Genomic DNA, 18,217 nt, shown 5'->3' on the forward strand with positions numbered 1-18,217 from the left:
CCATGCATGTAGCCGCCCAGGTGTCTCCCAAGTCGCTCGTGCGGGCGGCCGCACACCCTCTGCGTGAAGGCGAGATCTCCGACTACGATCCGTTGCTCGATCTCATCGGCGATGCTCGGTTTGTGCTGCTGGGCGAGGCATCTCACGGCACGCATGAGTTCTACCGCGAACGCGCCCAGATCACCAAGCGGCTGATCACTGAGAAAGGTTTCACCGCCGTGGCGGTCGAAGCCGACTTCCCTGATGCCAGCCGCGTGAACCGCTATGTGCGCGGCATGGGCGATGACATGGATGCCATTGACTCTCTCGGCGGCTTCAAGCGCTTTCCCGCGTGGATGTGGCGCAATGCCGATGTGCTCGACTTTGTCGGCTGGCTGCGCGCGCATAACGATGGCCAGCCCAAGGAGCGGTCCAAAACAGGATTCTATGGCCTGGACCTCTACAGCATGAACTCCTCCATGGCGGTGGTGCTGGGCTATCTTGACAAGGTCGATCCTGAAGCCGCCGCGCGTGCCCGGGCGCGCTATGCGTGCTTTGACAGTTTTGGCGGTGACACGCAGCGATATGGTTTTGAAACCGCCCGTGGCCATGGCTACTCGTGTGAAGACGCCGTTGTCAGTCAGTTTGTCGAGCTGTACTCACGCGCCAGCGAACTGGCACGGCTCGATGGGCGCGTGGCCGCCGATGATTTCTTCATGGCCGAGCAGAACGCACGGCTCGTCAAAAATGCCGAGCAGTACTACCGCACCATGTATCGCAGCGATGTTTCGTCATGGAATCTGCGTGACACCCATATGGTGGAGACGCTCGTCGAGCTGGAGCGTCATCTCACGCATCAAGGGCGGCCGCCGAAAATCGTGGTATGGGCGCATAACTCCCACTTGGGTGATGCACGCGCCACCGCCATGGGGCACCGGGGTGAATGGAATGTCGGTCAGCTCATGCGTCAGCGCTACGGCGCGAAGGCTGTCCTGGTGGGGTTCACGACGCATCACGGCACCGTCACCGCGAGTTCAGACTGGGGTGGTCAGGCGGAACGAAAGTGTGTGCGACCAGCCTTGCATGCCAGTTTCGAGACGCTGTTTCATGAGGTCGGATTGAAACGCTTTCTGCTGCTGTTGCGGGAGGACAGCCACCTCAAAGACGCCCTGCGTCAGTTGCATCTGGAGCGAGCGATTGGCGTCATCTACCGGCCGGACACCGAGCGGCAAAGCCACTACTTCCATGCCCGCCTGTCGGACCAGTTTGATGCCGTGATTCATTTCGATGAAACCCGCGCCGTCGAACCCTTGGAGCGAACTGCGGCATGGGAAGCCGGTGAAGTGCCGGAGACTTTCCCGTCAGGCATTTGAGCGCAGGACCCCGATTCCACCTTCATCAGCTTTAACCTCAACCCACCTTCATCATGCAAATCCTCTGTGCCACTGACTTTTCCAAAGCCGCCATGGCGGCCGCCGACATCGCTGCGGCGCTGGCGAAAAAACTGCAGCTTCCGCTGCGGCTCGTGCATTGCGCGCAGGACTATATTGTGATGGGCGATCTGCCGGTCGTGGTGCCGGATGACCAGCCTCTGCGCGAACAGCTCAAGCGTGAGGCGCAACGGTTGCGTGCCACCGGCTTGGAAGTCGTTGAAGAATTTCGTCATGGGAATGCCAGCCCGGAGATTATTGACGCAGCGGCTGAGCAGCCAACGAAGATGATCATTCTTGGATCGGTCGGCAAAGGCATGGCCGAGCGCTGGTTGCTCGGCAGCGTGGCGGAACGTGTCGCCGAAGGCGCGTCTGTGCCCACGCTGATCGTTCGTCAGCCGGATCTGCTGCGTGACTGGCTGGGCGGTGAAGCCGCGCTGCGTCTGCTCTGCGGTGTGGACTTCACCGCGTCGGCGGATGCAGCCATTGCGGCGGTGCAGACCTTGGTCACGCTGGGACAGGTGGAAGTTGAAGCGGCTTATGTGCGTCTGGTTGAAGATCACATCATCTCCAAGGAGCAGCAGGACGCTCGTCAGCGCGATGTTTGGGAGCGCCTGCATGCCATTCTCGGCGATGTGCCGGTCAAGGTGCATGTGAGTGATGTCGTCGGTCTGCCCGCAGCCGAGTTTCTGCGCACGGCGGATGAACAAAAGTCCGGCCTGCTGGTGGTCGGCACGCATCAGCGACATGGCTGGCAGCGGCTGAAGGCTCCTTCCTTCTCCCGCAGCACACTCGCGCATGCCACGGCCAACGTCCTCTGCGTTCCATCTGCCGCAGGCTTGCCTGAAACGTGCATCCCATCCATCCACCGCGTGCTCCTGGCGACGAATTTCACCGACGTTTGCACCGAAGCCCTCCGCCATGCCCACGGCTTGCTGCCTGCGGGTGGTGCCATTCACCTCGTACACGTCTGTCATGAGCCATCGAGCGGCATCAATCCCGTCATTGCCTCCGAGGTGTATTTTGATCACAGCATCGCCACGACCAAGGCCAGGGGAGAGGCGGAGGTGAAATTGAAGGCACTGCCCGCCTCGCTACTGTCGGTTCCGGGTGTCGCCATCACATCCGAGGTGCTGACTCACCACGACATCGCCGCCGCCATCTGCGAGGCTGCGGAACGCCGGGGTGCCGATGTCATCTGCATGGGAACACAAGGACACTCTCGAACTGGTGTTGCCTTGCTGGGATCGACCGTGCAGGCGGTGCTCGCCGTTTCGCACAAACCCGTCTTTGTCGTCACGCCGCCACTTTCATGAGCATCCCCTTATTCATGGGCACTCCCGGAAGCGGTTTTCGCGGGGCGGGACTTCCGCACGCGAAAGTCACTTTGAAGTCACACGCGAGCCATCAAGGTGTCGATTGGGGAAGTTTGGGGTCGTTTTCCATCGCTCAGGCAGGGAAATTTGGGCGCTCAACACACACCACCAAAGCCATTCTCTGCTGAGGTTGCCTTCTGGAAGGCCTTTTAGTCGGAAGGTTTTGGCCTGATCGCAGGAGATCCATGCCGTCAGGTGAATCACTCGATCAGTTTGGCAGATGTTGCATTGCTAGGTGTGTTAAAGTATTTATTCACAGTTGAGTGTGTGAGTTATCACGCTCAGCGCGTGACTCGAAAAGACCGCAAAAACTCGACCGTGCCTACCTGGATGGCAAGCAGCCAGGACCGCTCAGCCCAAGTGAAACGCTTCCAGAAAGACCCGAACTGCCGCATCTTCCTCAGCCCTCAAAGCCGGTGGTTATGGCATCAATCTGGCAGCCGCCGACAACGTCATCCTGGCCGACCCGTGGTGGAATCCCGCCGTCGAATCCCAAGCCATCGACCGCGCGCACCGCATCGGCCAGCAAAAGGTCGTCAACGCCTACCGCTTGGCCATCCGTGGCACCGTCGAGGAACGCATCCTCAAGCTCCAAGCCCAAAAACGCGAGTTCGTGGAAGCCGCCCTGAATGATCAAAGCGCCGATGATGGAAGGCTTGAGCGAGACGGATCTGGAGGAACTGATTCGACCTGACCAAAACGCCTCAAACGAAAGGCGAGTAATGCCCGCGCTTGAACCGCCATAATTGATCTGAACCAGTACCAGTTAATTGGTACTGGTTCACACCGAATATGGGAATTTCAAGCGGCATTTGGCACCGTGCGTTTTTGCGACGGTTAGCCAAATGTTCCCCTGCTTCTCTCTACGCCACGGCAGGAACGTTGTCTTGAGCGGCTGGCATGTGGCCTGCGGTCACGGGGATTATCGGTTGCAGTGTTTCTAGAATCCCGGTCTGCGGACTCTTGGGCGCTGCGATGCCTGCGGTCACGGCTTGGCGTGAAATGCTACTCTGCCCATGTCTGGCGAAAGGCCAGCGCGAAGGCTCTTTCCTGCGCGGCTGCTTCGCTGGCGTCCATCATCTCCACCACTTCGCGCAAGCTCCAGACGTGGCTGGACACGCCAGCAGCCATTGCGGGCGTACGCTTGAGGGTTTGATGCACGCGGCAGAAGTTAAAGTGCATGAAGCCGAGCGCGATCATGTGCTTGTGGTTGGGGACGATCTTGGAATGCGCGTTGGTTTTGCGGGCGAATCTCCGGTTTTGCATCCTCATCGTGAGGTTTGAGCGTTCCACGAAGGACGTGCAAGTGCGCTCCATGTCTGGCTTGCCGTAGCCTTTGACCTTGCGAGCGCCAATGCAGACTTCGCGGCCCTCTTTGTTCTTGCTGTAGAGCTTGATCAAGCGCCCGTGGGCGTACTCGTCGTTACCGAATGCGTAGGAGATGGCGAGCGGGTAGCTTTGCAGGCCATCGGTGGAGATTTGCGGCGGCTTGGCGAAACGGTGCGGCAGCTTGCGGCAGAAGCGCACGGCATTCTCGAATGTGCGGCCCCCGACATGCCAGCCAATGATGAGTTTCGTGTCTGCGCAAATGCACTTCCACACCCAAACGTCACCTTCCACCGGATCATGGATCAATTCGCGAGGGTCTTCCTTGCCCCGGTTCTTGTGGCCCACGAAAGACCAAAGCTCGTCCATCTCCACATGCGAGCTTGGCAGGTTCACCAGATGCTCGTCCATGTATGCCTCGGAGGCAGCGCCAGCGCGTTGCAGGAGGCTTAGAATCGTGTTCTTGGCGGCACCCGTGATGCGCGTGGTACTGGCGACGCTGTTCCCCTCGCAGAGACATTGCAGGATGGCGGCACGTTTGGGGGTGGAGAGCGTTTCCATGAGATTTCTTGGGTTGACTTACCGTAACACGGAAATACATTGGTTGCAACAACTTCCCGTATTACGGAAATGAAAAGAACAACACTAGGACGCCCCAAGCTGCCGGAAGATGAAACGAAGCAGGTTTTCACCCTGCGCCTTTCGGCCAACGAAAAAGAAGCCATCGCAACCGCAGCCAACAAGGCCAAGCAGAAGCCGAGGGAATGGGCGCGAGCGGTCTTGCTCGCCAACTCTGCTGTGGCGTAAAGACGTTACGTACGTGGGGCAATTTTATTGCGCTGCACCAGAAAGGAGAATTGACAATCCGGCACCCCTGCCGTCTCCTCACGGGGTGAGGTTTCATTGCACACGGCATTTTTACCAGCGCCTAGAGGAGCGCGATTTGTCGTACCAATCTTGTCAGGATGCGATAAATTATCCCGATTCACACGAACACATTCCAGGGAAGCCCCTGCATAAGGGCAAAATTAAGAGATTCAAAAAAACCGTTGATGGAAAAACTCTCGTCGTTATCGCTGAGATTAAACGTACTGAAGCTTGGCTTGTCACTGCATATTATCTATGAAAGAAAACCACACGTTTTTTGTGCAGAGTAAAACTGCTCCAACGGTCGAAATTGATTTCGACTCGCACGCTGCGTATGTGCGCTTTAAGAGCGGGAAGGTTGCAAAAACTATCGCCAAACAAACGGCGGGAGGAATGCATCTAGCAATTGATTTTGACTCGCGGGGCGAGGTGATTGGAATTGAGAGCATTGGGTTCAACGAGTTCAACCTGTCCAAGGTGGTGGCGGCGGCTAAAGTTGACGCCCCGAATGTGGACTTCTCGAAAGCAAAAATACGCAGCACGCCACATCGCGAAGAATTGTGTGCGGCGTGAGATTTTAAGTCAGTGCCTCTAGCGCTGCTTTGCTGGCTTCTTGACCGATTCAGGATCAGCCTTGGCGATGAAATCCGCCATCCATCTCTGCGCAGAGCGTACGCCCGCTTCTGCCGCACTGGTGGCGGTTTTACGCTTGGCTCGTTTGGTTGCGCGTTTGGTGGTTGCCATGGGGTAAGGATGGCACAGGATGAGTCTTAATTCAATTATGACTCTTGCCATCTTTGCCGCCCTTCTTCTTGCTCAAGCAAGCGAGCCATCTGGTGCGCCCGCCATGCCACCACCAGTATTCGTTCCATCTGTCCCACGAATAGAGGCACAGGCAAAACAACAATCGCCCGATGATGCAACCCCCAAGAATCAAGGCGGCGAAAGTGCTGTCAATTCCACAAAGGAAGGGTGGTTTGACAGAGGATGGGCCTTTGTGGGCGGGTTGGCTCTTGGATGGATTGGCAGCCTCATCACGCAATGGATAGAAAGGCGCGGCGATGGCAAAAGGCTGAAAAGTATCTGCTTTTTTAGGATCAGGGAAGCCAAGCGGAAGATTGGTGCTTTTGCGCATGGCGGCCAGTTTGTTGAAATCCATGGCGAAATTGTAAATCAATTGCAGTCTGCCATCTCTGGCCGCCTTGAGTGGATGAGGGGCAAACAGCAATGTAAGGCAGCAGACGCTTGGGATGCCTTTCGCGATTTTGCGGCACATGGATGCCGAGACCCCACAGGAAACGACCCTTGGAGCGTGGATGCACGCATACAAAATCAAAAGGCCGAATCTGTGAAGGAAAGATTCTTGCGCCTTTTGTCCGACCTTGAAACCGCTTTGAAGTAAACTCACGCCACCGCCTCCCATGAATCCAAAGCCTTTTCCAGTCCCTCTAGAAGCTTCTCTCCCTGTGGAATTGCTGGATCAGGAAAACCAAGTGCTTGCCAGCGGGAGCGCAAGCTTTGTAACCACGACAAAGGGTTTCTTTCAGACAAATCGGCCAGACATTCCGGGCAACCTAGCATCGTCCGCAGCATGGCTGCGCTGTCACTCTCACAAGTTCGCGCTAGAATCGCTACTCCCATGTGAGTTGCCGCATTTTGATCTGCTTGATCCGTGGCCGCATTTTCACTTTCTCCTGAAGCAGGGGGATTAACCTCCGCCATAACTCAAAACCCGCATCACCGGGCACGATGGCGGTACTGGCGACGTGACGGCAAAAACGCGGAATGCGTCTTTTTGAACCGCCATAATTGATCTGAACCAGTACCAATTAACTACAAACAATCAATGTAAAGTCAAGTAATCGGGCGCTGGTGCCGTTTGAATATGGATATTTGGTCACCGGCTGGGCCAACAAAGCCGGAACCAAACCGGTCAGGCGATGTCTGTCACGTCTTGGACTGCTCCTGCCGCTTCATGGTGATCTGATGAATGCCTTTGCGCAGCGTGGCAACGTTGAAATTGACCAACAGGCCGGTGCTGAGCCGGCTGAGCTTAAGTTGGGACTCCAATTGCTGCTCCTCGAGTTTCGTGATGGTGTCCTGGGCTCTGATTTGGAGCAGCAGTGATCCACCCACAACAAAATCGAGCCGCGTGGCGGTCTTGATGCGCTTGCCGTGGTAGTCAAACTCCAGTGGCACGCTGCGTTTGAAATCGAACTCCAGTTCCCGCAGCTCGATGGCGAGACATTCGGCATAGGCGTCCCGGGTGAGGCCGGGGCCGAGGACGCGGTGGACGTTCATGCACGCGCCGATGACGAGATGCGGAAGGTCGGCGTCGTTCACGGGGCAACAGGCTGGAGGGTGTCCTCACCAAGGATGCCGTAGATTTCCTGGGTGGTGCTCTGCACGTGCTTGGTGAGCCACTGGTCCAGAGCGGCGGCGAGGCGCGCCTTGACCTCGGGATAGAGCTTTTTCACATCGCGCTCGCAGTGCGGATCCTCGCGCAGATCGAACAGACGTTCGATGGAGTGCCTCACACCCGGCGTGCGGATGTATTTGAAGCGCTCGGTGCGCACGCAGTGCTCCTTGGTTTTCAGGACGGCATCTTGAAACTTGTCCTTGAGCACAAAATGAAAATCGAAATCAGGATCGATGAAGGTGGTTTCATCCATCGGCGGTATGAACAGAGGTTCCTCACCCGGAATCTTGCGGCGGAAGAAGAGATAGCTGCTTTCGCCAAAGTAAGCGAGCCCGAGGCTTTGCTTCTCGCCACGAATGAGCGGGGCCAGGCTCGTCCCTTCAAAGCGCGGCTGCGCTGGAGCGCCGACGAGATCAAGCAGCGTCGGAGCAAAGTCGAGCGTGCGGGCGATTTGCGAATGACGCTGAGGTTTCTTCAGGCCGGGAATGTGGAAGATGGCGGGCACATGATTGGCCTGGTCGCCGCCGTTGAAGGTCGTGCCATGGCCGAAGGTGCAGTTCGGTTCAAAGAGATCATCGCCATGATCGCCGGTGACCAGGATGATCGTGTCGTCCATCAGCCCCTGCTTCTCGAGTTCCGCCACCACACGGCCTACGGAGTCGTCAAACATGCGCACGCAGCCGTCATACAGGGCCACAATCTGCTCCACTTCCTGAGGCGGCAGCTTGCTCCACTTCTCATTGATGTCGGTGCCGCCGATAAACTGGTCCACATTCAGCGCCAGTTCATGCTTGTGCGGTCCGTCGTACTTCGGGTCGGTCCACAGCTTCGCGTAATGCGTCGGCGTCTTGTAAGGCAGATGCGTGCAGGAATAGTAGCCAAACAGCAGGAACGGCTTCCCGTCCGTCGCACGCTGCTTGAGGCGGTCGATGACCTGGTCGGTGACAACCTCCGGCGTCATGTAGTTGGCGAACGATTTGAGCTTCGGAAACAGCAGATGGCCCACGTGGTTGTCGAAGAACAATGGCAGGATCTGGTGATGCAGGAACACCGCCTCGCTCATGTACACCCGGAAGTTGTCGAAGTCGGAAACGATGATGTCCTTGAAACCCATCGGCAGTTCGTTGAAACCGCAGGCGCACCAGTCGCCGATCACTGCGGTATCGTAGCCCAGGCGCTGCAGTTCCGCGCCCAGTGAGGGCGATTCCCGGTTCGCCGTGTCCACCATCGCCCGGTTTGGAAACATGTGCCGCACGCCGTGCGTGTGCGGATACTGCGAGGAGAACATGCTCGTCAGCGACTCCAGCGTCGAGGCGATCGGCGTCAGACACCGGTCGAAATTCACCCCCTGCGCCGCGAGACGGTCGATGTTCGGCGAGGTCAGGCGCGGGTAGCCGTTGCAGGAGAGATGATCCGCGCGCAGCGAGTCCGATCCCAGGATCACGATGTTCTTCGGGCGCTTGCGGCCGCCCGCCAGTTCCACCGCATCCGGCGCACGGCTCACGCCATAGCCGCTCACCACCAGCAGCCCCAGAACCCCCGCCACCGCTGCAAAGCTGAACAGCAGCGGACGTGCCGCGCGTGCAAACCACCGGCGCAGCTCAAAGAGGTAAAAGCCCGCCGCCGCCACGATCGCCGTCATCGGAAACACCTGCGCGATCAGCACATGCACCGCGTTCTGCACGCCCGTGCCGCACACCGTGCCCAGCGCGTCATACCAGCCCAGCAGGTAGCTGTAGTCCCCGAAGTACGGTTTCTCCAGCATCAGCTTGAAGATGAAGAAGCCATACAGCAGCCCGGCGAACAGCAGCGTGCGCCACACCACGCCCCAGCGTGCAAACGGCCGCACCTTGCCCCACAGCCGCACCAGCGGATAAATCATCACCACATAGCCCGCCGCCACCAGCAGGTAGCCCTTCAGCACCACCAGATTGCTCCACACCAGAAACCACCAGTGATGCTGCAGCGCCACCGCGGAGAAGCGGTTGTTGAAGCCGTGCGAGCTTCCGGCAAAACTCAGGAGCGCCCCCGCATACCACACCACCAGCGTGCCGAACACCGTCAGCGCGACGATTTTCAGGATGTGACGGCGTTGCAGGGAGGGATGCGGCATGAGGTGTTGGGAGAAACAAACGTGAGTTGTTACATACAACACTCCCGCCCACATCTCAAACATTCCCCTCACCTCCGTCGGCGTCTCAGCATCACCCCGGTCAGTCCCAGGCCCAGCAGCAGGCAGCGCGAGGGCTCCGGCGTCGTGTTGAACTGCATGTCATCGATCCACACCGTGCCCGAAGTGGATTGATAATTGTAGTTCACGCGGAAGCGCACCTTCGTGATGTCCGCCGCGCCTTGCAGCAGGTACGGCACCGGATTCGCCGGTGGCGGATAATCCAGTCCTCCCGCCAGGCCCACGCCCTCCGTGTCCACCACATTGTTGAAGGCATCATACGCCACCGCCTGCCAGCCCGCCGTGCCATAGCTCGGCACATTCTGCGTCGCGCGGTAGAAGCTGAAGTACTCCACCGGCGTGACGAACGTCAGGTCCGTGTAGAAGTAGTCCGGCGCCGATGAAAAGGCGGGGTTTGGGTAACCGCCGCCGGACGGCGTGAAGAAATGCGTTCCCGACGGCAGCACCGCCTCCGGCTGATCCGCATACACTCGCGTCGGCAGTCCACCGCCGCCCGTGGTCACGGAGCTGATGCCATACCCCTGTAGAAAGGTGGAGTTCTGGTCGCCCGGCGTGATCGATTCAAAATCGATCATCACCACCGTGCCGCACGCCACTCGAGTCATACAAGCCGCAAGGGCCACCAGCAGCGAAATCCTCATCACCCTGTTCAAAGACCTGGTCGGGTTCGTCTTCATAGTGGAGACATGACACTACAAACCGCCAGAGACTGCAATGTCACTTCCAGCGCCATGACGGTGCAAACCTGTGCCAGAATTGACATCTCCCCATCCCCGCTCTCCGCTTTCCCATTTCAGTATTTCAGCTTTCAGTTTTCCCCTCCCCCCTGCACTCCTCACGGCGGCAGCGCATTCGGCGCCGGCAGCTTCCCGGACACGATGTCCACCCGCGCGCCCGGCTTCACCCATCGGCACAGCGCAATGATATCCGACGAGCCCATCCGCACGCAACCCCACGACGCCGGCGTTTGGAGCTTGGCCTCCTCCGGCGTGCCGTGGATGTAAATCAAACGCTCCAGCGTCCGCGCATTGCACCGCTCCAGGCCATGCAACCGTAACACTCGCGTCACGATCGGATCCCGCCCCGGCGCGTCCACCGGCACGATTTCCCCTGTCGGCAGGCGTGCTTTCAGCTTCGCCCCGGACGGCAGCCCCTGCCCGATGATGTCCACCACCTGCAGTTGGCCCAGCGGCGTCTTGTAAGAGCGGGGTTTGTCACCGGTTCCGAAGCGCGAGGTGCTCACCCGGTACATCCGCTTCGGCTGGTCGCGGTCAAACGCCACCAGCATCTGCTCCGCCACGCTCACCACCAGTCGCTGATTCGTCGGAACCACGGCCTTGCGCACCTCCTCCACGAGCGGGGTGCTCGTGTGCCGGCACGCCGCCAGCCCCAGCAGCAGCCAGCTCATCCGAATCCAGGCAACAGGTGCAGTCATGCTCTTATCATACTGCATTCACGCCGACGGCAAGTGACTCTCCGTGCAGTTTCAGGCCTCTCGGCTCGCTTTGTTCTTGTCGGCCGATCACCTGACCGGCTTAATCCCTTTTCAGCATTCCATTTCTCCTGAAAGGCCGCGTCCATGATCAATCCAGGCACCATCATCTTCGCCATTCAGGCCGGCATCAAACTGGCCGGCAAGGCACGGGACATCTTCATCGACCGCACGCACGAGCACGCCGTCGAGCTGCCGGTGGGCGACATCGCCGGGAACGAGCTGGAGTCTGCGGCGGTGGATTATTTCCGCGATCACCCCGAGTTGCGCGCGCCTGGCGCTCCCATGGCCTGGGTGAAGACCAACGCGGACAAAGTCAGCGCCTACCGCGCTCTCAGGGACATCCAGGCCGACAAGCCGCAGGATGCGCTGACTCTCATCCAGCAACTCGGCGGCGTGGAGCAGGCCAACGCCGGCTTCGGCGCGCGTCCGGCCTTGCAGCGTGTCGTCGGCCTCGTCGCGGAAATCGGCATTGATTACTTCGCGCTCAATCCAGACAAGCTCGGCCGCAACAACGGCACGCGACAGGTGCTGGAGTCTTTCATCCGCAATCTCGATGCGGTGAACTTCTCCGAGAGCACGCCCAAGATCCTCCTCTCCCATGTCATGCATGCCTCGCTGCGCACGCTGCATGATAACGTCACTCTGCTCGATGATGACCGGCGGTTGCAAACCCTCGTCGGCGGCGTCACCCAATCTTTGCTGGAAGATTACGAGGCACTCGGCAGCGCGGCGGAGCGCACGCGGCGTGGCGATCTCATCCAACGCATCGCCTCCAGCATCGTGCGTGGCGGAGCCACCGCCTTCACCGGCAACATCGACCTCTTCATGCCCGCTGATGCCACCGCGAAGACGCTGGTGAAGCACACGCTCTCCGGCGTCATCGCGGGCATCGACGGCAAGGAAGACCTCTTCACCAACGAGTCGCTGGAGCTCATCTACAAAAGCGCGCTCACCGCCGTGGCCGAGAACAGCACCGTCTTCACCGATCAAAAGCTGCTCACCTCACTCATCCGCGGTACTGTCACCGCCTTGTCCACGCCGCAGGCCAGCAAGGTCTTCGGCAAGGAAACCGTCTCCGCCATCGTGCAAAGCGCGCTGGCCGCCGTGACGGAAAACGTCGAGATCCTCATCCACGCGGACAAACCCGAGCAGCAGATCCTTGCCGACACCGTCACCGCCATCGCCAACGGTCTGGGCAAGCGCCTTGCTGGCGGCGCGACCGCGCATGACCTGCTCTCCAAGCGCCAGCTCGTCGAACTCACGCAGTTCGCCTTCACCGAAGTCTCCAAGCATCCAGAGCAGCTCCTGCACCGCGTGGATGATGACGACGTGAAGACCGTGCTCGCCCAGATCATCGGCTCCACCGCCAAGGCGCTCGGTGAGAATCCCAAACAGCTCGTCACCGGTGAAGGTTTCCTCACGCTCGTGAAGTCCGCCGTGCAAACCGGCGTGCTCAATGCCGACAAGCTCCTCGATCTCGACACCACCAACGTGCGAGACAACCTGCTCTTCCAGATCACCCAGCAGGCCGTCGAGGCTGTCACCGCGCACCCGGATCCGCGCCGTCTCGTCAGCCGCGATGTGTTTGTCGCCATCGTCACCGGCATCCTGCCCGTCGTCTCCGCCAATCTGGAAGACCTGCTGGACGACAGCCTCAAAAAGCCCGTCAAGGCCACCATCAGCGCCGCGCTCGAACTCGCCTCCGGCAAGCTGCAAAACCGCGTCAACGGCGCGAACCTGCCCGTGCTCATCGAGGGCCTGCTCCTTCAGGTGCTGCAAGACGAACTCACTCTCACCGAGACCGCCGCCGTCATCAGCACCGCCAAGCTCATCCTCAAACACGCCTGACCATGAACCACCACCGCCGCTCTCGTCTCGCCTGTCTGCTGTTCTCCCTGCTGCTCGGCGCTTGCGCCCAGATCCAGCCGGTCGCCAAACTCCGCGCCATCCAGGGCCAGTTCGATGCCGCCTCACGGCAGGACAACCTCGCCGCCGTCGGCCACGGCACGCCCTCCGGTTATGCCTCCGTCGCCAGCCAGCTTTCTGTAGACTTCATCGCCACGCTGCCGGATGCCCGCTTGAAGGCCAATGCCTGGATGATGCGCGCCATCGCCGAATCGCGCACCGCCAGATACAATCAGGCTCTCGCCAGCGCCCAGAACGGCCTGCAGGCCGGCCCCGCGCCCCACATGCGCGATCACATCCTGCTCACCCTCGTTCCCGCGCTCACCATCGACACCGAAGCCGTCGCCGCCTGGCGTGCCACTGGCAAGGCCTTCACACTGGATCAATACAAGGCCCACGCCGAAACCGCCTACCCCACCGCCTTCAGCCACCTGCGCAAAGCCCAGGCCCTCTACGGTGCCGAAACCGACGATGATACCAGGCACTACGTCGCCTTCCACCAGTGGCGCATGCTCCTCAACTGGGACGCCATGATCAATCGTATGACCGAGGAAGAATCCGTGCGCGATGACGCCGCGCTCCGCGCCAGTGCCTCCACCTGCGGCCCTAGTTTGGCCAAGCAGGCCCGCGCCGCCCGCGAATCGATTCCTGTCAGCAGTACCTACCGCGCCCTCGCCGACTCGCTGTCCGTCACGTCGCCCTGAGCCACGTCATTGGCAATGTCTCTCCGCCACCCGAAAAGACGCATTGTTACGACCACTTGCCACCGCAGCGACGAAGGATGAGTGCAAACATCACATCCCGTTCCTTATGAAAACACACGTCCTTCTTTCCATCATCACACTCCTGACCGCCGCAGTGCTTTCCTCGTGCAGCGGAGGCGGCAGCGCCAGTGTCCGAGGCAGCGGCATCGGTTCCGCCTCCGTGAGCGGCTCGGGTTCCATCTCCGACGACCGTCGGCGTTGAGTTCCTGAGATCGCGCTTTGGGACCACGTTGCTGACCGCGCCGCTCCCGGCGCGGTCTGTTTTTTTCTAAATTAAACACTTCACACTCAGACATGCCTGCCATGGACGACGCTCTCACTTCATCACGTTCGAAGCCCGGGATCATTCGCAGCTTCCCCCTGTTGGCGTTCGCGCTGCTGGTGTACAATGTCGCCCTGCAGATGGGGCACGACTTTCGGCTCCCGCTTGCCCAGCCTCTCTGGCAGGCCACGCTCATTTCCGGCGCGCAATGGTCCGTCGGGTGGAACGAGGCCATGATCATCGGCGGGCTCATGCTGCTCTTCATCGAGCTTCTCAAATCCACCCGCTCGACGCACCACTCCACCTTGGAGCACATTCTCTCCATGCTGGTGTTCATCACCTTCATTGTCGAGTTCCTGGTCGTCGCCGGCGCCGGCACCAATGTGTTTTTTCTGCTCGGCCTCATGTCGCTCATCGATGTGATGGGCGGTTATGCCATCTCCATCGCCGTCGCACGGAAGGATTTGAACATCGGTTAAGAGCGGAGCCTGACGCAGTCGTCAGGCGTGCTTTCGGGGCACGCACTTGCTGTCCTGTCTTCGATTTACGGGCATGAAACCCTTAACCCTGATCATGTTGGCTTGCGCCGCAGCGATGTCATTCGCTGCCGCGGAAGAAAAGAAACCTGAAAAAACCGTCGGCGAAAAGACCAAGGACGCGCTGAAAAAAGCCGGAGAGGTCACCAAGGATGCCGGACAAGCAGTCGTGGACGGCACCAAGAAGGCCGGCAAGGCCTTGGTGGATGCCGTCACCCCGGACTCCGACGCCAAAAAAGTCGAGGTCAAACTCGACAGCGGCGGCATCGACATGCCGGCCAAATTGGAAGCGGGCAAAACCGCTTTCGTGGTGAAAAACGCCGGCAAGGAGAAACACAACTTCCGCGTCCAAGGTGAAGGCGTGGATGAGAAGTTCCTCCTCGATGTCAAACCTGACGACTCCAAGGTCATGCACGTCAACCTCAAGCCCGGCACGTATCAAATCACCTGCCCGAATCATGAGGCTATGAAGCGCACCCTCACGGTCGAGTGAACGCAGCTCGGTGGTTGTGTTGTGACATCCGTGGCGTTGAAACACGAAGCGACGGCGAAGACGCCGTCGCTTCAGGGCTTTCTGACTGGATGCAGGTGAGCGGAGCGCAGCATCATAAAGTTCGCTGTTCTCGGTTCGCTGTTCTCGGTTCGCTGTTTCAACAGCTTCGTTCGCGCACAACCGCGAACTGAGAACTGCGAACAGTTGGGTCATTTCATCAGGGCATGCCATCGCGTGAGCGCGATCTGTTGAGCGGGTTCCCCTCCCCCATGATTCGTTCCAGCGACTCGTCGCAACGCTACTGCATGACGGCCTCTGCCATCTTCTCTTCCTGTCGGCGCACACTGTGTTCGTGGATCACTCCACGCCAGCCCTCTGGCAGGAAGATCGCGTCTTCGATGTATTCCTTGAAGCGCAGGAGATTGCCCTTCACGCGCGCCTTCACCAGGCCCAGGGCAAAGGCCGTCTTTTCGGCGAGTCCTTCGGGTTCGTAGCTCAGGTGCAGGAAGATCCGCGTTTGCTTGTCGTCCTCCAGAACGCAGAAATCCACCCGTCCGGAAGTCTTCGCCCCGCTCGTGCTGCGCCATGCGATGCATTGATCCGGCTCCTGCTCGTAGATCTCCGCCTGCCACGTCTTCTTCTTGCCGCCCATCTGCACCTCCCATTCCAGCCGTTGCGGGTCCAGTTGACGCACGCTTTGCACGCCCTCCATGAAGAAGGGGAAGGACTCAAAGCGCGTCCACTGATTGTAAACGTCCTGCACGGGCAGGTTGATGTCGATGACTTGGTCGATGGTTTCCATAGCAAAACGAGAAGTGAGATTGAACTGGACTATCGCGGCCCGGGTCCCGCTTGGATGGGTCGATTTTGCATCGGCCATGCCCCCGCCACGCAGCCTGACCCGGCGTCTTCACCTCCCGGCGCTGCCGCTTCCTTGACGGGATACATCCAGCACCGGCCTCCGCGCCGAAACAACGTACGGAAGTCATGCCTCGCCTCGCCGCGAAGCGCCCCCTGGGCTTGGGTCGGTTCGCAGCGGCGCATGATCCCCATCATCCCTCCCCCCCATCTCATGAAACCATTGCTCACCGCCTTGCTGGCCGCGCTGTTCCTCGGCAGCGGCCTTCACTACGCGGCGGGACTGGCGGCGCTGCCGGTGCCACGCGATCCTCCGCCCGCGCCACCCTCGCCACCACCACCACCCTCGCCAACGCCGCCGATGCCTCCCCCCAAACCTGGGGACAAACGCTGCGGCATGCCGCAGCAGCACCGGCCCCATCTCTGGACAGACAAAGCCGGCCTGGTGTTCCAATGCGATGGCGTTCCCGGCTTCCGCCCGCCGGGAGACGACCCTCTCCCACCCAAACCCTCGTCTCCTCGCTTCGCTCGCTAGACTTGGAGACCCTGGCTAAGAGTTAAGGGTCAAGACAGCGGACATCCAGCCAGGAGAGCGGGTATTGGTGAAGGATTTGATCGAGGACTTCATCGGCATGAGCTGGAACCAAGGGGACACCTACCGTCTCGAATCCTGCGAGGCGGTTTGGGATGGCAGTGATCTGAAGATTAAGTACAGCCCGTCGAGGGAGCGGCAGGAGGTGATCGGCTGACTACTGACCAGACCGCTGCTCGCGGAAGCGCTTGAGGCGGCGCTGGAGATCCTGCGGCTTTCCCCTTTGCGGGTGTCGCGCACGAGGTAGAGCGGGCAGGTGGCGTGGATTTGCACGCCGGGCTGGATGGTGCCGAAGAATGATTGGGCGGCGGAGTGGCTGATCTCGCTGGCGTAGAGCGTCAGGGTGCGCTCGGAGAGGGAATAAGGGTCGGGCAGCAGCGGGCGGGGGCCGATGATCTGGCGGCCATGAACGCGACGGCCCGACCTGCCCGCCTGATCTCCGGCTCCAACGCCGGATTGGCAGGGTCTATTTGCGAACCCTCGAACTCCATAAACGAATTCGCAAATCCAGCCTGCGAACTCGCCAGCTCCATCGACGAAGTCGTAAATCCAACCTGCGAAGTGACAGACGCGATCTGCGAAGCCGCCAGCTTGGTTTGCGAATTGGCAGACGCAATCTGCGAAGTTGCCAACTCAACCTGCGAAGTCGCGAACCCAGTTTGCGAAGTCGCAGACTCAACCTGCGCGGTCATCCAAGGCTCCGGCCTGAGGAGCGACAAGGGTGAAGAGAACTTTTTCAAACGGAGGCATTTCCAGCCATGGCCCTGTGGTCCAGCGGCGTGACGTGGTCCTCCGGCAGTCTTTGATCGCCCTCGGCTCCGCCGTCGGGTGATCCTTACCGAAAGGGAGAGCGGGAACTGAAAGCTGAAAGCTGAAATGGGAAATCAGAATTTCAGCGTCTCAGCTTTTCAGTTTTTTCCATGAAGCACTCCAAACACCTGGGAATCCCAAAACTTGATGACGCGAGGCATCGCTCAGGCAATGCATGTCCAGGTTCATTTCGAGTTGCCTTCGCGCCTGCACCGTTCCTTGATGGGCTCCTTCCAAGCCCACCCTTTGATGAAACGCCTCCCTTCCCTGCTGCTGCTGTTGCTGACCTCCCTCCTGCTGGCGAGCTGCGCGAGCACCTCCGCCCTGAAGTTCACGCCGGGGCCCGGCGGTGAAACGGTGTCGATCCCGGCGCATCGCCTGGCCGTGACCCTGCCGCCGGACTGGCGGATCGCGCAGCAGGCACCGGCCGGCGCCGTGCTCTTTGCGGCGGCGGACAACGAGAGCCTGCGCTTTGTGCTCACCGGTCCGTTGGGCGGCAACGATCCCGGCTCCAAGGACGCGCTGGTGGCGAACGCGGTGTATCAAAAAGGCATCCAGCAGGCGCTGGCCGAGGGGGGCTTCACCAAGGTCGAGCGCACCGGCATGTTCAGCCTGGCGGGCGTGAACGCCTTCCGCTGCGAGGCCGCCACCCGCAGCAAGTCGCAGTCGATCCTGCAAGTGCATCTGCCCTACCGCAACCGTGTCTGGGTGTTCTCCTTCTACTCGACCCGGCAGCACATCTCCAAGGCCGCGTCCGTTCCCAAGATCCTGTACTCGCTCCAGTTGGCGCCTTGAGGCGGAGAGAGAAACTCAGCCGTCCAGGAGTCAAGAGGTGGCAAGACCGTCAGGCGTCGTGTCCTTCGTGGCCACGCCTTGACGGAGTCTGCCCACCGGCGAGGGGGCGAAACCGGCGC

At 60.0% G+C, this 18,217-nt stretch carries 19 protein-coding genes and 1 pseudogene; 13 read left to right on the plus strand and 7 right to left on the minus strand.

From position 1 onward, the window contains the following. Window positions 1-2 precede the first annotated feature (2 nt). The 3 genes and pseudogenes from U1A53_RS13225 to U1A53_RS27080 all read left to right on the plus strand — a co-directional run. Complete coding sequence (locus U1A53_RS13225) at window positions 3-1,352, plus strand: erythromycin esterase family protein (RefSeq protein ID WP_322281577.1); 1,350 nt, start codon at window positions 3-5, stop codon at window positions 1,350-1,352. A gap of 53 nt (window positions 1,353-1,405) precedes the next feature. After that, window positions 1,406-2,725 (plus strand): universal stress protein, encoded by a 1,320-nt coding sequence (locus U1A53_RS13230; protein ID WP_322281579.1) that lies wholly within the window; start codon window positions 1,406-1,408, stop codon window positions 2,723-2,725. A gap of 463 nt (window positions 2,726-3,188) precedes the next feature. Then, window positions 3,189-3,479, plus strand: a pseudogene (locus U1A53_RS27080) (C-terminal helicase domain-containing protein); the annotation flags it as partial. 311 nt (window positions 3,480-3,790) lie between these two features. Here U1A53_RS27080 and U1A53_RS13240 read toward each other — a convergent pair. Then, window positions 3,791-4,672, minus strand: a complete 882-nt coding sequence (locus tag U1A53_RS13240) for a hypothetical protein (RefSeq protein WP_322281582.1) — start codon at window positions 4,670-4,672, stop codon at window positions 3,791-3,793. Between the two features lie 69 nt (window positions 4,673-4,741). Between U1A53_RS13240 and U1A53_RS13245 the strand changes: the two genes are divergently transcribed. Together U1A53_RS13245 and U1A53_RS13250 are read left to right on the plus strand one after the other, a co-directional pair. Beyond that, on the plus strand, window positions 4,742-4,918 hold the full coding sequence (locus U1A53_RS13245) for a hypothetical protein (RefSeq protein ID WP_322281585.1): 177 nt from the start codon (window positions 4,742-4,744) through the stop codon (window positions 4,916-4,918). Window positions 4,919-5,233: 315 nt separating this feature from the next. Beyond that, complete coding sequence (locus U1A53_RS13250; protein WP_322281586.1) at window positions 5,234-5,551, plus strand: DUF2283 domain-containing protein; 318 nt, start codon at window positions 5,234-5,236, stop codon at window positions 5,549-5,551. A gap of 18 nt (window positions 5,552-5,569) precedes the next feature. Here the strand turns inward: U1A53_RS13250 and U1A53_RS13255 are convergent, their stop codons facing one another. Further along, on the minus strand, window positions 5,570-5,722 hold the full coding sequence (locus tag U1A53_RS13255) for a hypothetical protein (RefSeq protein ID WP_322281588.1): 153 nt from the start codon (window positions 5,720-5,722) through the stop codon (window positions 5,570-5,572). A 37-nt stretch (window positions 5,723-5,759) separates the two neighbouring features. Between U1A53_RS13255 and U1A53_RS13260 the strand changes: the two genes are divergently transcribed. Then, entirely contained in the window at window positions 5,760-6,380 is a 621-nt protein-coding gene (locus U1A53_RS13260; protein ID WP_322281590.1) for a hypothetical protein, read from the plus strand. A gap of 545 nt (window positions 6,381-6,925) precedes the next feature. On the opposite strand, the gene U1A53_RS13265 is transcribed toward U1A53_RS13260, so the two are convergent. The 4 genes from U1A53_RS13265 to U1A53_RS13280 all read right to left on the minus strand — a co-directional run bounded on the left by U1A53_RS13265 (window position 6,926) and on the right by U1A53_RS13280 (window position 11,023). Beyond that, window positions 6,926-7,321 carry a GxxExxY protein gene (locus U1A53_RS13265; RefSeq protein WP_322281592.1) on the minus strand — a complete coding sequence of 132 codons (396 nt, stop codon included), beginning with the start codon at window positions 7,319-7,321 and terminating at the stop codon, window positions 6,926-6,928. Then, window positions 7,318-9,510 carry a sulfatase-like hydrolase/transferase gene (locus U1A53_RS13270; RefSeq protein WP_322281594.1) on the minus strand — a complete coding sequence of 731 codons (2,193 nt, stop codon included), beginning with the start codon at window positions 9,508-9,510 and terminating at the stop codon, window positions 7,318-7,320. Before U1A53_RS13270 ends, U1A53_RS13265 begins: the two co-directional genes overlap by 4 nt. Before the next feature lie 68 nt (window positions 9,511-9,578). Further along, the gene (locus U1A53_RS13275) at window positions 9,579-10,193 is read right to left on the minus strand and encodes a PEP-CTERM sorting domain-containing protein (protein ID WP_322281596.1); all 615 of its coding nucleotides are present in this window, start codon (window positions 10,191-10,193) and stop codon (window positions 9,579-9,581) included. 230 nt (window positions 10,194-10,423) lie between these two features. Further along, a complete protein-coding gene (locus U1A53_RS13280) occupies window positions 10,424-11,023 on the minus strand; it encodes a L,D-transpeptidase (RefSeq protein ID WP_322281597.1) in 600 nt (199 codons plus the stop codon). 144 nt (window positions 11,024-11,167) lie between these two features. Between U1A53_RS13280 and U1A53_RS13285 the strand changes: the two genes are divergently transcribed. The 5 genes from U1A53_RS13285 to U1A53_RS13305 all read left to right on the plus strand — a co-directional run bounded on the left by U1A53_RS13285 (window position 11,168) and on the right by U1A53_RS13305 (window position 15,043). Then, a complete protein-coding gene (locus U1A53_RS13285; protein WP_322281598.1) occupies window positions 11,168-12,931 on the plus strand; it encodes a hypothetical protein in 1,764 nt (587 codons plus the stop codon). A 2-nt stretch (window positions 12,932-12,933) separates the two neighbouring features. Further along, the gene (locus U1A53_RS13290) at window positions 12,934-13,692 is read left to right on the plus strand and encodes a hypothetical protein (protein WP_322281599.1); all 759 of its coding nucleotides are present in this window, start codon (window positions 12,934-12,936) and stop codon (window positions 13,690-13,692) included. A 106-nt stretch (window positions 13,693-13,798) separates the two neighbouring features. After that, on the plus strand, window positions 13,799-13,954 hold the full coding sequence (locus U1A53_RS13295) for a hypothetical protein (RefSeq protein ID WP_322281601.1): 156 nt from the start codon (window positions 13,799-13,801) through the stop codon (window positions 13,952-13,954). A 101-nt stretch (window positions 13,955-14,055) separates the two neighbouring features. Beyond that, window positions 14,056-14,493: a hypothetical protein gene (locus U1A53_RS13300; RefSeq protein ID WP_322281602.1), complete on the plus strand. Its 438-nt coding sequence runs from the start codon at window positions 14,056-14,058 to the stop codon at window positions 14,491-14,493. Window positions 14,494-14,566: 73 nt separating this feature from the next. Further along, window positions 14,567-15,043, plus strand: a complete 477-nt coding sequence (locus U1A53_RS13305; RefSeq protein ID WP_322281604.1) for a cupredoxin domain-containing protein — start codon at window positions 14,567-14,569, stop codon at window positions 15,041-15,043. Window positions 15,044-15,341: 298 nt separating this feature from the next. Here U1A53_RS13305 and U1A53_RS13310 read toward each other — a convergent pair whose 3' ends face one another. Then, window positions 15,342-15,845: an SRPBCC family protein gene (locus U1A53_RS13310; RefSeq protein ID WP_322281605.1), complete on the minus strand. Its 504-nt coding sequence runs from the start codon at window positions 15,843-15,845 to the stop codon at window positions 15,342-15,344. A 270-nt stretch (window positions 15,846-16,115) separates the two neighbouring features. Between U1A53_RS13310 and U1A53_RS13315 the strand changes: the two genes are divergently transcribed. Both U1A53_RS13315 and U1A53_RS13320 read left to right on the plus strand, forming a co-directional pair. Then, complete coding sequence (locus tag U1A53_RS13315) at window positions 16,116-16,436, plus strand: hypothetical protein (protein WP_322281607.1); 321 nt, start codon at window positions 16,116-16,118, stop codon at window positions 16,434-16,436. Window positions 16,437-17,552: 1,116 nt separating this feature from the next. Further along, window positions 17,553-18,098: a hypothetical protein gene (locus tag U1A53_RS13320; protein WP_322281609.1), complete on the plus strand. Its 546-nt coding sequence runs from the start codon at window positions 17,553-17,555 to the stop codon at window positions 18,096-18,098. Window positions 18,099-18,217: the final 119 nt, after the last annotated feature.

The organism is Prosthecobacter sp. (genome assembly GCF_034366625.1).
In the GTDB taxonomy this organism is placed as follows: domain Bacteria; phylum Verrucomicrobiota; class Verrucomicrobiia; order Verrucomicrobiales; family Verrucomicrobiaceae; genus Prosthecobacter.